At 72.5% G+C, this 11,709-nt stretch carries 8 protein-coding genes and 3 tRNA genes; 4 read left to right on the top strand and 7 right to left on the bottom strand.

Annotated elements, in window-relative coordinates; all coding sequences use genetic code 11:
* Nucleotides 1–164: 164 nt before the first annotated feature.
* The 3 genes from PV350_RS25550 to PV350_RS25560 all read right to left on the bottom strand — a co-directional run bounded on the left by PV350_RS25550 (nucleotide 165) and on the right by PV350_RS25560 (nucleotide 569).
* Nucleotides 165–241: transfer RNA gene (locus tag PV350_RS25550), tRNA-Ile, on the bottom strand.
* A gap of 168 nt (nucleotides 242–409) precedes the next feature.
* Nucleotides 410–482: transfer RNA gene (locus PV350_RS25555), tRNA-Asn, on the bottom strand.
* A 14-nt stretch (nucleotides 483–496) separates the two neighbouring features.
* Nucleotides 497–569 (bottom strand) — tRNA-Asn (locus PV350_RS25560).
* Nucleotides 570–746: 177 nt separating this feature from the next.
* On the opposite strand from PV350_RS25560, the gene PV350_RS25565 reads away from it, so the two are divergent.
* The 4 genes from PV350_RS25565 (at nucleotide 747) to PV350_RS25580 (ending at nucleotide 6,352) form a co-directional block, all read left to right on the top strand.
* Nucleotides 747–1,046, top strand: a complete 300-nt coding sequence (locus tag PV350_RS25565; RefSeq protein ID WP_499511767.1) for a YtxH domain-containing protein — start codon at nucleotides 747–749, stop codon at nucleotides 1,044–1,046.
* Nucleotides 1,047–1,127: 81 nt separating this feature from the next.
* Nucleotides 1,128–2,582, top strand: coding sequence for an FGGY family carbohydrate kinase (locus PV350_RS25570; RefSeq protein ID WP_500336297.1), 1,455 nt, complete (start codon nucleotides 1,128–1,130; stop codon nucleotides 2,580–2,582).
* A gap of 69 nt (nucleotides 2,583–2,651) precedes the next feature.
* Entirely contained in the window at nucleotides 2,652–4,400 is a 1,749-nt protein-coding gene (locus tag PV350_RS25575) for an ABC transporter ATP-binding protein (RefSeq protein WP_499511769.1), read from the top strand.
* Complete coding sequence (locus tag PV350_RS25580) at nucleotides 4,397–6,352, top strand: ABC transporter ATP-binding protein (RefSeq protein WP_499511770.1); 1,956 nt, start codon at nucleotides 4,397–4,399, stop codon at nucleotides 6,350–6,352. Before PV350_RS25575 ends, PV350_RS25580 begins: the two co-directional genes overlap by 4 nt.
* Before the next feature lie 90 nt (nucleotides 6,353–6,442).
* Here PV350_RS25580 and PV350_RS25585 read toward each other — a convergent pair whose 3' ends face one another.
* The 4 genes from PV350_RS25585 to PV350_RS25600 form a co-directional block, all read right to left on the bottom strand.
* Complete coding sequence (locus PV350_RS25585) at nucleotides 6,443–7,738, bottom strand: RNA polymerase sigma factor (protein ID WP_499511771.1); 1,296 nt, start codon at nucleotides 7,736–7,738, stop codon at nucleotides 6,443–6,445.
* Between the two features lie 131 nt (nucleotides 7,739–7,869).
* Nucleotides 7,870–9,786 carry a DNA primase gene (gene dnaG, locus PV350_RS25590; RefSeq protein WP_499511772.1) on the bottom strand — a complete coding sequence of 639 codons (1,917 nt, stop codon included), beginning with the start codon at nucleotides 9,784–9,786 and terminating at the stop codon, nucleotides 7,870–7,872.
* 31 nt (nucleotides 9,787–9,817) lie between these two features.
* Entirely contained in the window at nucleotides 9,818–10,267 is a 450-nt protein-coding gene (locus PV350_RS25595) for a GNAT family N-acetyltransferase (protein ID WP_500336300.1), read from the bottom strand.
* 30 nt (nucleotides 10,268–10,297) lie between these two features.
* Nucleotides 10,298–11,560, bottom strand: coding sequence for an NAD(P)/FAD-dependent oxidoreductase (locus tag PV350_RS25600; RefSeq protein WP_500336302.1), 1,263 nt, complete (start codon nucleotides 11,558–11,560; stop codon nucleotides 10,298–10,300).
* Between the last annotated feature and the right edge of the window lie 149 nt (nucleotides 11,561–11,709).

Here is an 11,709-nt window from a genome sequence, read left to right on the forward strand (position 1 = left end):
GTCCGACGACGCCGGATTCCCCGCGCGGCCTCCATACGGCGAACGCGGCCGCGCACCAGGGCGGTTGACGCCCCCACAGCTCCCGCCACCGCCCGGAGCACCCGCCACGCACAACCGGCCGGGGCCGCCGCGTAACCCGCGGCGGCCCCGGCCGTTGTGAACACTGGTGGGGCGGGTGGGACTCGAACCCACGACCGACGGATTATGAGTCCGCTGCTCTAACCGGCTGAGCTACCGCCCCGTACGGCGTGCCGTCACCATCCCGTGCACGCCGTCTGCCGCAGCATAGCTGCTCATACGATCTGTCGCCCTCGCGGGTCACAGACGCACCACCTGGTGGACTGCGCTCACCGGACGATCGGTTCCCGGGGACACGAAAAAGGACCCCCGCGGGGGTCCTTGACCGCTGCTCCCCCGACTGGACTCGAACCAGTAACCTGCCGGTTAACAGCCGGCTGCTCTGCCAATTGAGCTACAGGGGATAGAGGAGCGCGAGCTCCCCCGACTGGACTCGAACCAGTAACCTGCCGGTTAACAGCCGGCTGCTCTGCCAATTGAGCTACAGGGGATCGCTCCGCTTGCACCGAATGCACCCGTTTCCGGCATCCCGGACGGCGTGCGCTCGCTGCGACACATACATTAGCGCAAGGTGGGGGGTGCTCCGCCAACCGGTATCTCCGTGGTTGTCCGCAGGCCACGACGGGTAGGCGCGAAGCACAGCCCCGAGACGAGGAGAGGGTGGAGCCATGCGCTACCGGCTGACGTTCATCAGCGGGGTCGCCGTCGGGTACGTGCTCGGGGCGCGGGCCGGCCGCGACCGTTACGAGCAGCTGCGCAAGAGCGCCCGGCGCATCGCGCAGAACCCGGCGCTGCGGAACACCGTGGAGTCCGCGGGCCAGGCGGGCCGCGGGGCGGCCGTGAAGGCCGTGGACGCGGTGACCGCCAAGGTCGGGGACCGGCTGCCACCGGCGGTCGCGGAGCGGCTGCGCCGCGTGCGCGGCAACGGCTCGGCGGTCGAGGACGACTGGGGCACCAGCAACACCTGACGACGCCGGTCCGGCGCGGGCGGATGCGGGTGAAGGTGCCCGGTTTTCCGCCGTACGCGCCGGGTGCGGCATGATGCCCGCATGGGGATTGTGTCGGGGATCGACAGCTCGGGCAGCGGCACGACGGTCGTCGTGTGCGACACCGGCAGCGGAGCAGTGCTCCGGCAGACGCACGCCCCGCACCCCCTGCCGGGCGGCGAGGGCGCCGGGACGCCGACCGAGATCGACCCCGAGGCCTGGCTGCTGTCGCTGGGCGAGGCCGCCAAGGGCGGGATGCTCGAGGGCGTGGAGGCCATCGGGGTCTCCGGACAGCAACACGGGATGCTGGCGCTGGACGCCGGCGGGGCGCTCGTGCGGCCCGCACTGCTCTGGAACGACAAGCGGGCGCAGATCCAGGCCGCCGACCTGACCGAGGAGCTGGGCGGTCCCGGCGCCTGGGCCGAGGCGGTCGGGGCGGTGCCGCAGGCCGCGTACCCGGTGGCCAAGCTGCGCTGGCTGGCCCGGCACGAACCCGCCTCGGCGCAGCGCACCGCGCAGGTGCTGCTGCCGCACGACTGGCTGGTGTGGCAGCTCATGGGCCGCCCCCGGCGCCGCACGACGGACCGGGGCGACGCCTCGGGCACGGGCTACTGGTCGGCGGCGACCGGACAGTGGCGCACGGACATCGTGGAGCTGGCGCTCGGCCATCCGGTGCAGCTGCCCGACGTGCTGGCCCCCGCCGAGCCGGCCGGCCGGACCCCGGAGGGGCTGCTGATCTCGGCCGGTACCGGGGACAACATGGCGGCCGCCCTCGGGCTGGGCGTCGGCCCGGGGGACGCGGTGGTGTCGCTGGGTGCGGCGGGGACGGTCTTCGCGGTCCACCACCACGCGCTGAGCGACCCGACCGGCCTGATCACCTCCTTCGCCGACGCGACCGGCCGCCATCTGCCGGTCGTCCACACACGCAACGCGGTACGGGTGCTGCGCGGCACCGCCGATCTCCTCGGCACCGACCTGGCCGGGCTGTCGGAGCTGGCGATGCGCTCCACCCCGGGTGCATACGGCCTGGTGCTGCTGCCGTACCTGGAGGGCGAGCGCACACCTGACCTGCCGCACACCGCGGGGACGCTGCACGGGCTGCGGCGCGAGAGCATGAAGCCGGAGCACCTGGCGCGGGCGGCGTTCGAGGGGATGCTGTGCGGGCTGGCGGACGCGCTGGACGTGCTGCGGGCGCGCGGGGTGGAGGTACGCCGGATCTTCCTGCTGGGCCCGGCGGGTGACCTCCCCGCCGTACGGTCGATGGCCCCGGCGCTGCTGGGCGCGCAGGTCGTCGTGCCGCCGCCGGGCGAGTACGCGGCGCTGGGCGCGGCCCGGCAGGCGGCCTGGTCACTGGGGGTGGTGAACGGCACGGCCTCGCCGGAGCAGCCGCCGTACTGGCACCCCGCGGACTACGCCGTGGCCGAACCGGGCCCGGACGACGGGCCGATCGGGCACTCGGTGCGGCAGCAGTACGTCGCGGTGCGTGAGCAGACGCATCCGGGGGCGTTCCCGGGTTGATCCCGGTGTCGGCCATGAGCCGGTAAACCGTGTGCCTGCGGCAACCATCGGACTATAGGGTCATCCGTCGTGCTGATCCGTCTCCTCCGGTCCCATCTCCTGCCCTACAGGCGTGCCGTCTCCGTGCTCGTCGTACTGCAGCTCGTGGCGACCCTCGCCATGCTCTACCTGCCCACCCTCAACGCCGACATCATCGACGACGGCGTCGTCAAGGGGGACACGGGCTACATCCTCCGGGTCGGCGCCATCATGCTCGCCGTGACCCTCGTCCAGCTCGCCTGCTCGGTGGGCGCCGTCTACCACGGCGCCCGCACCTCGATGGCGGTCGGCCGGGACATCCGCGCCTCCGTCTTCGACCGGGTGCAGCGCTTCTCCTCCCGCGAGGTCGGGCAGTTCGGCGCCCCCTCGCTGATCACCCGGACGACCAACGACGTCCAGCAGGTGCAGATGCTGGTGCTGATGACCTTCACGCTGATGGTCTCGGCACCGATCATGTGCTTCGGCGGCATCATCATGGCGCTCGGCCAGGACGTGCCGCTGTCCTCGCTGCTGCTGGCGGTGGTGCCGGTGCTGGGCGTGCTGGTGCTGCTGCTGGTGCGGAAGCTGCGTCCGCTCTTCCGCACCATGCAGGAACGGCTCGACACGGTGAACCGGGTGCTGCGGGAGCAGATCACCGGCATCCGGGTCATCCGCGCCTTCGTCAAGGACGACTTCGAGCAGGCCCGCTTCCGCAAGGCCAACGACGACCTGACGGACGTCGCGCTGCGCGCCGGGCGGATGATGACGCTGATGTTCCCGGTCGCGATGGCCGTCGTGAACGTCACGAGCGTGGCCGTGCTGTGGTTCGGCGCCCACCGGATCGACAGCGGCGGCATGCAGATCGGCGCGCTCACCGCCTTCATCAGCTACCTGATGCAGATCCTCATGTCGATCATGATGGCCACCTTCATGGTGATGATGGTGCCGCGTGCCGAGGTCTGCGCCGAGCGCATCGAGGAGGTGCTGGGCACCGACCCCAGCGTCACCCCGCCCGCCGATCCGGTGCGGCTCGCGGTACGGCGCGGCGAGCTGGAGCTGCGCGCCGCGGACTTCGCGTACCCCGGCGCCGAGGCCGAGGTGCTGCGCGGCATCGACCTGGTCGCCCGGCCCGGGGAGACCACGGCGGTGATCGGCTCCACCGGCAGCGGCAAGACGACCCTGCTGGGTCTGGTGCCGCGGCTGTTCGACGCCACCGGCGGCCAGGTGCTGATCGACGGCACCGACGTGCGCGAACTGGACGCGGCGCACCTGGCCGAGACGGTCGCCCTGGTCCCGCAGAAGCCGTACCTGTTCACCGGGACGGTCGCCTCCAACCTGCGCTACGGCAACCCCGAGGCCACCGACGAGGAGCTCTGGCACGCCCTGGGGATCGCGCAGGCCCGGGACTTCGTGGAGCGGCTCGCGCAGGAGGGCGGCGGCTCCGGACTCGACGCCCCGATCGCCCAGGGCGGCACCAACGTCTCCGGCGGCCAGCGCCAGCGCCTCGCCATCGCGCGGGCCCTGGTGCGCAAGCCCAGCGTCTACCTCTTCGACGACTCCTTCTCCGCGCTGGACTACGCCACCGACGCCGCGCTGCGCCGGGCGCTGGCCCGGGAGACGGCGGACGCGACGGTCGTGATCGTGGCGCAGCGGGTCAGCACCATCCGCGACGCCGACCGGATCGTGGTCCTCGACGAGGGCCGTGTGGTCGGCACGGGCACCCACCACGAACTGATGGACGGCAATCCCACGTACCGGGAGATCGTGCTCTCCCAGCTCACCGAGCAGGAGGCGGCATGAGCGTCCCCGCGCCCCGGAGGGGGCCCGCACCCACGGCGGGGCCGATGCGGTTCATGGGCGGCCAGCCCACCGAGCGGTCCATGGACTTCAAGGGCTCCGGCAAGCGGCTGCTGGGGCTGATGCGCCCCGAGCGCACCCTGGTCGTCGCCATGCTGGCCTGCACGACGCTGGGCGTCGCCCTCAACGTCATCGGCCCGAGGATCCTGGGCAAGGCCACCGACCTGATCTTCGCCGGGGTCCTCGGCCGTTCGCTGCCCGCGGGCACCGACAAGGCCGGGGCGATCGAGCACCTGCGGCAGCAGGGCAGCGACACCCTCGCCGACCTGCTGCAGTCCGCGGACTTCACCCCGGGCGCCGGGATCGACTTCGACGCCGTGGGCCACGTGCTGCTGACCGCCCTCGCGATCTACGCGGCCGCCGCGGTCTTCGCGGTCGTCCAGGGCCGGCTGGCCACGACGGTCATCCAGCGCACCGTGTTCCGGCTGCGCCAGGACGTCGAGGCGAAGCTGACCCGGCTGCCGCTGTCGTACTTCGACCGGCAGCCGCGCGGCGAGGTGCTGAGCCGGGCCACCAACGACATCGACAACATCGGCCAGACGCTGCAGCAGACGATGGGGCAGATCATCTTCGCGCTGCTGTCGATCGTGGGCGTGCTGGTGATGATGTTCTCGATCTCCTGGCTGCTGGCGCTGGTGGCGCTGGTGACCGTGCCGCTGTCGGTGTTCGTCGCCACGGCGGTCGGCAAGCGGGCCCAGCCGCAGTTCGTGCAGCAGTGGCGGACCACCGGCAAGCTCAACGCCCACATCGAGGAGATGTACACCGGGCACACCCTGGTGAAGGTCTTCGGCCGCCAGGAGGAGTCCGCGGAGGCCTTCCGCGAGCAGAACGAGGCGCTCTACCAGTCGGGCTTCCGGGCGCAGTTCATCTCGGGCGTCATCCAGCCCGCGATGATGTTCATCGGGAACGTCAACTACATCCTGGTGGCCGTCGTGGGCGGGCTGCGGGTGGCCGGCGGCGCGCTGTCCATCGGCGACGTCCAGGCCTTCATCCAGTACAGCCGGCAGTTCAGCCAGCCGCTGACCCAGGTGGCGAGCATGTCCAACCTGGTGCAGTCCGGGGTCGCCTCCGCCGAGCGGGTCTTCGAGCTGCTCGACGCGCAGGAGCAGAGCCCCGAGCCGAAGACGCTCGGGCTGCGCAAGGAGCAGCACGGCGAGGTCCGCTTCGAGGACGTGGCGTTCCGCTACGAGCCGGAGAAGCCGCTCATCGAGGACCTGTCGCTGACCGTCGAACCGGGCCACACGGTCGCCATCGTCGGCCCGACCGGCGCGGGCAAGACCACGCTGGTCAACCTGCTCATGCGCTTCTACGAGGTCACCGGCGGACGGATCACCGTCGACGGCACCGACATCGCGTCCCTGCCGCGGGAGGAACTGCGCTCCGGCATCGGCATGGTGCTGCAGGACACGTGGCTGTTCGGCGGCACGATCGCGGAGAACATCGCGTACGGCACCGAGGGCGCGACCCGCGAGCAGGTCGAGGAGGCCGCGCGCGCCGCGCACGCGGACCGCTTCGTCCGCACCCTCCCGGACGGGTACGACACCGTCATCGACGACGAGGGCACGGGCGTCAGCGCCGGCGAGAAGCAGCTGATCACCATCGCGCGGGCGTTCCTGTCCGACCCGGTGATCCTCGTCCTCGACGAGGCCACCAGCTCGGTCGACACCCGTACCGAGGTGCTGATCCAGCGGGCCATGGCGCAGCTCAGCCACGGGCGGACCAGCTTCGTCATCGCGCACCGGCTGTCCACGATCCGCGACGCGGACGTCATCTTGGTGATGGAGAGCGGCGCCATCGTCGAACAGGGCACCCACGAGGAGCTGCTGGCCAAGGACGGTGCCTACGCCCGGCTGTACGCGGCGCAGTTCGCGCAGGCGGTGGCGGAGGTCGACTGACCGGCCGCGACGCCGCGACGCGAGCCCCCGCCGGCCGGGCCGGCGGGGGCTCGGGCGCGCTCGGGCGTGCTCGGGCGTGCTCGGGCGTGCTCAGTCCAGGTAGCCGCGCAACTGGTCGGCGAAGGCATGGTCGCGCAGCTTGTTGAGGGTCTTGGACTCGATCTGCCGGATGCGCTCGCGGGTGACGCCGAAGATCCGGCCGATCTCCTCCAGGGTGCGCGGGCGCCCGTCGGCCAGGCCGTACCGCAGCTGGACGACCTTGCGCTCGCGCTCGCCGAGGGTGGACAGCACCGCCTCCAGGTGTTCGCGCAGCAGCAGGAAGGCGGCGGACTCCACGGGCGAGGTGGCGTCGCCGTCCTCGATGAGGTCACCGAGGGCGACGTCCTCCTCCTCGCCGACCGGGGCGTGCAGGCTCACCGGCTCCTGCGCCAGGCGCAGCACCTCGCTCACCCGCTCCGGGGGGATCTCCAGGTGGGCGCCGACCTCTTCGGTGGAGGGCTCGTAGCCGCGTTCCTGCAGCAGGCGGCGCTGGACGCGCACGACGCGGTTGATCAGCTCCACCACGTGGACCGGGACCCGGATGGTGCGGGCCTGGTCGGCCAGGGCGCGGCTCATGGCCTGGCGGATCCACCAGGTCGCGTAAGTGGAGAACTTGTAGCCGCGGGCGTAGTCGAACTTCTCCACGGCGCGGATCAGCCCGAGGTTGCCCTCCTGGACCAGGTCGAGCATGGTCAGGCCGCGGCCCACGTACCGCTTGGCGACGGAGACGACCAGGCGCAGGTTGGCCTCGATCAGACGGCGCTTGGCCATCCGGCCGAGCACGACCAGCCGGTCGAGGTCGACGGCGAGCCGGGAGTCGGGGTCCGGAGTGCCGTTCAGCTTCTCCTCGGCGAAGAGGCCGGCCTCGACCCGGCGGGCGAGCTCGACCTCTTCCTCGGCGGTGAGCAGGGGTATCCGGCCGATCTCGCGCAGGTACTGGCGGAACAGGTCCGCGGACGGGCCGGAGACCTCGTCGCCGGACCGCCGTACGGGGCCCGGGTCGGCATCGGACTCGGGGTCGGACCCCGTCTCCGCCGCGGCCTCCGCACGCGCCTGCGCCTGCGCCTCGTCGGGTCCGCCGGCCGGTTCCTCGGGGTGCACGGCCGCGTGGTTCTGCTCCGGCACGCGCTCCAGCAGGTCGTCGGCCGGGGCCGTCAGGGGCGTCAGTGTCTGGATGTGCACGGGAGAGACCTCCACGGTGAGCGCAGCCACGGACTCGGAGACGCGCCGCGACGGAACGGTCGCGGCGTCCTCGCCACGGCCCGTCCGGGAGTTCGCCGTCAGCGGCACTCCGGTGGCGTCACCATCGACACCGCTCGGCAGTCCGCGCTCCGAGGACTCTTGCACCGCCCCCAGTGTGGCCTACGGCACACCATGCCCACGAGGGTCGTGCGCCGCTTTTTTGTGACGGAGGGCAACCCCCTCGTCACGCCCGCGTCCCCGTCCGTTCCCGGGCGGGACGGCCGTCCGCGCCCGGCTCAGAGGGCGGCGACGCCCTGTTCGCGCAGGCGCTGGCCGTACTGCTGGAGCGCCCACAGCTCGCCCTGGACGGCGGCGAGCTGGGCCTCGTCGGCGCGCGGGCCCTGGGCGCTCAGCCGGGTGTGGTCGGTGTTGAGCTGGGCGATGCGGCGGGCGACCGCCTGACGGCGTACGTCGACCAGGATCTTGCCGGCGTAGATGTCCGGCGCCTTGTGCTGGACCGGCTCGACGGCGAGTTCGGTCACCAGCGAGCGCACGGTGTCGTCCGGTGCCACGTCGCGGACCCGGACGAGGAACTCGGCGTCGGCGGCCTCGGCACCGCCCGCCTCGGCGATGGCGCGGCGCACGGCGGCGTACGGCGGTGCGGTGAACTCGTCCTCGCCGTAGGCGTCGAAGGCCGGGGAGACCAGTTCCGGGTGCTGGAGGGCGAGCTTGAGCAGTTCGCGCTCGACCCGGTGGGCGGGGCTGCGCATGTCCAGCCGCGGCCCGCGCGGACCGGCCGGAGCGGCGGGGCCCGGGGCCGCGTCGGGGCGCGCCGCGGCGCCCCGGCCCGGCTGGGCGGCGCCGCCGGACTGGCGGCGTTCGCGCTGCCAGCGGGCGAGCTGCGAGACACGGCGCACCACGAACTGCGAGTCGAGGATGCCGAGCATGCCGGCCAGTTGCACCGCGTACTCGTGCTGGATGGACGCGTTCTTGATGCCCGCGACGATGGGTGCGCCCGCCTCCAGCGCGGAGGCCCGGCCCTCGGCGGTGTCGAGGTTGTAGCGGGCGACGACCGACGTCAGGGCGAAGGCGAACAGCGGGGTGCGGGTGTCGACCAGCCGCTGTACGGCGGCGTCGCCCTCGGCGAGGCGCAGGTCGCAGGGGTCCATGCCGCCGGGGGTGATGGCGATGGAGGTCTCGGCGGCGAACTTCTGGTCGTCCTCGAAGGCGCGCAGGGCGGCCTTCTGGCCGGCCTCGTCGCCGTCGAAGGTGAAGACGACCTCGGCGCCCGAGTTGTCCATCAGCAGCCGGCGGAGGATCTTGATGTGATCGCCGCCGAAGGCGGTGCCGCAGGTCGCGATGGCGGTGGTGACGCCCGCGAGGTGGCACGCCATGACGTCGGTGTAGCCCTCGACGACGACGGCCCGGCTGGTGCGGGCGATCTCCTTCTTCGCCAGGTCGATGCCGTACAGGACCTGGGACTTCTTGTAGATCGGCGTCTCGGGGGTGTTGAGGTACTTCGGGCCCTGGTCGTCCTCGCGCAGCTTGCGCGCGCCGAAGCCGATCACCTCGCCGGTGATGTCGCGGATCGGCCAGATCAGCCGGCCCCGGAAGCGGTCGATGGCACCGCCGCGGCGGCTCTCGCTGGCCAGTCCCGAGACGATCAGCTCGCGGTCGGTGAAGCCCTTGCCGCGCAGGAAGCGGACGAGGTGGTCCCAGCCCGCCGGGGCGTAGCCGACGCCGAAGTGCTCGGCGGCGGCCTGGTCGAAGCCCCGCTCGGTGAGGAACTTCCGGCCGATCTCGGCCTCGGCGCCGCCCAGCTGCTCGACGTAGAACTGCGCGGCCGCCTTGTGCGCCTCGACCAGCCGGATCCGCTCGCCCTGCTGCCGGCCCGGGGTGTAGCCGCCCTCCTCGTACCGCAGCGTGATGCCCGCCACGGCGGCGAGCCGCTCGACCGCCTCCGAGAAGGACAGGTGGTCGACCTTCATCACGAAGTCGAGGGTGTCGCCGCCCTCCTGGCAGCCGAAACAGTGGTAGAGCCCCTTGCTCGGGCTCACGTGGAAGGAGGGCGACTTCTCGTCGTGGAAGGGGCACAGGCCCTTCAGGTTGCCGCCGCCCGCGTTCCTGAGCTGCAGGTACTCGGACACGACGGCGTCGATCGGGACCGCGTCCCGTACCGCCTTGACGTCCTCGTCCCTGATCCGCCCAGCCACGGAAGGATTCTACGGCGCGGCCCGGGGAAGGTCAGACCAGCTTGGCGACGAAGAGGAAGTGCGGCCCGGCCGGCTCCAGCACGAACTCCTCCCCCACCGCCATGAAGCCCTGCCCCTCCCAGAAGCCGCGCGCCGAGGTACGGCCGTTGCACCACACCAGCTCGGCCCCGCGCTGCCGGGCCTGCTCCAGCGCGGCGTGCAGCAGCGCCGCGCCGTAGCCGCGGCCGCGGACCTCCGGGGCGCTGGCCATGCCGCGGATGCGGTACGCGATCGCGCTGTCGCCGGGCAGCTGCTCCGGGAAGAGCGTGACGCACGCCACGACCTCGTCGCCGCCGTCGCCGTCGTAGGCCGCCATGTGGAAGGCGAGCGGATGACCGTCCTCCAGGAAGATCGCCGACGTCCGCGGGAGCCCGGGCCGCAGCACCCTCCAGCGCAGTTCGAAGATCTCCTCGACGGGTACGACGGCGGTCCTGGGCTCCATGACAGCCATGCTAGGTGACCGCCTCCGGGCTCACTCCAGGAGGGATGCCAGGGGCACCGCGGGGTCGGCCAGCGCGTCGGTGTCGACCCGGCGGCCGGAGCGGATGAGCTTCTGGACGGTGTCGGTCACGTCCCACACGTTGACGTTCATCCCGGCCAGCACCCTGCCGTCGCGCAGCCAGAAGGCGATGAACTGCCGCTTGCCCACGTCGCCCCGGGCCAGCACCTGGTCGTAGGTGCCGGGGGCGGCGTGCCCGGAGAACTCCATGCCCAGGTCGTACTGGTCGGTGAAGAAGTACGGGACCCGGTCGTACACCACGTCCGCGCCGAGCATCGCACGGGCCGCCACGGGCCCGCTGTTGAGGGCGTTCGCCCAGTGCTCGACCCGCAACCGGCCGCCCAGCAGGGGGTGTTCGGCGTTGGCGACGTCTCCGGCGGCGAAGACGTCCGGGTCGGAGGTGCGCAGCGAGGCGTCCACGGCGATGCCGCCGCCCGCGGCGCGGTCGGCCAGCGCGAGCCCGGCGGCCTCGGCGAGCGCGGTGCGCGGGGCGGCGCCGATCGCGGCGAGCACGTGGTGGGCGGGGTGCTCCTCGCCGTCGTCGGTGAGCACCGACATCACCATGCCGTCCTGGCCGGTGATCCCGGTGAGCCGCGCGCCGAAGTGGAACCGCACCCCGTGCTCGCGGTGCAGGTCGGCGAAGACCTCGCCGAGCTCCGGGCCGAGGACCGAGTGCAGCGGGCACGGCTGCGGCTCGACGACCGTGACCTCGACGCCGTAGCCGCGGGCGGCGGCCGCCACCTCCAGGCCGATCCAGCCCGCTCCGGCGATCACCAGGTGGCCGTTCTCGCGGCCGAGCGAGGTCAGCACGTTCTTCAGCCGCTCGGCGTGCGCGAGACGGCGCAGGTGGTGCACCCCGGCCAGGTCGGTGCCGGGGATGTCCAGCCGGCGCGGCTCGGCGCCGGTGGTCAGCAGCAGCCTGTCGTACGGGATGGAGGTGCCGTCGCCCAGGGTGATCTGCTTGCCGGTCCGGTCCAGGCCGGTGACCGGCTGGCCGAGGTGGAGTTCGACGTCGTGCTCGGCGTACCAGGCGGCGGGATGGACGAAGACCGAGTCGCGCTCCTCGTTGCCCAGCAGGAAGCCCTTGGAGAGCGCGGGTCGTTCGTAGGGGTGGTCGCGTTCGTCCCCGATCAGTATCACGCGGCCGGTGAAACCCTCGGAGCGCAGCGTCTCCGCCGCTTTCGCCCCGGCGAGCCCCGCCCCGACGATGACGAATGTGTGGTCTGCGTCCACCACTGTGCGCCTCCCTGGTGTCCTCGGGTGCCCGGCGGCCCTCCCTCTGGCAATTGCCAGTCATGTGAGCGTCCCGCACGGCAGGGCCGACGTGAAGAGTGCCGCGCCGACCGGGAACGGGGGCGGCGCGGCGCACGGGGGCGGCCGGGGGC

It is taken from the genome of Streptomyces sp. PA03-6a, from assembly GCF_033792765.1.
In the GTDB taxonomy this organism is placed as follows: Bacteria; Actinomycetota; Actinomycetes; order Streptomycetales; family Streptomycetaceae; genus Actinacidiphila.

Excerpts from the sequence above, each read along its gene's own strand:
- PV350_RS25595 (WP_500336300.1), bottom strand. The coding sequence starts at position 10,267 with ATGGAGCCCAGGACCGCCGTCGTACCCGTCGAGGAGATCTTCGAACTG.
- PV350_RS25580 (WP_499511770.1), top strand. The coding sequence starts at position 4,397 with ATGAGCGTCCCCGCGCCCCGGAGGGGGCCCGCACCCACGGCGGGGCCG.
- PV350_RS25565 (WP_499511767.1), top strand. The coding sequence starts at position 747 with ATGCGCTACCGGCTGACGTTCATCAGCGGGGTCGCCGTCGGGTACGTG.
- PV350_RS25570 (WP_500336297.1), top strand. The coding sequence starts at position 1,128 with ATGGGGATTGTGTCGGGGATCGACAGCTCGGGCAGCGGCACGACGGTC.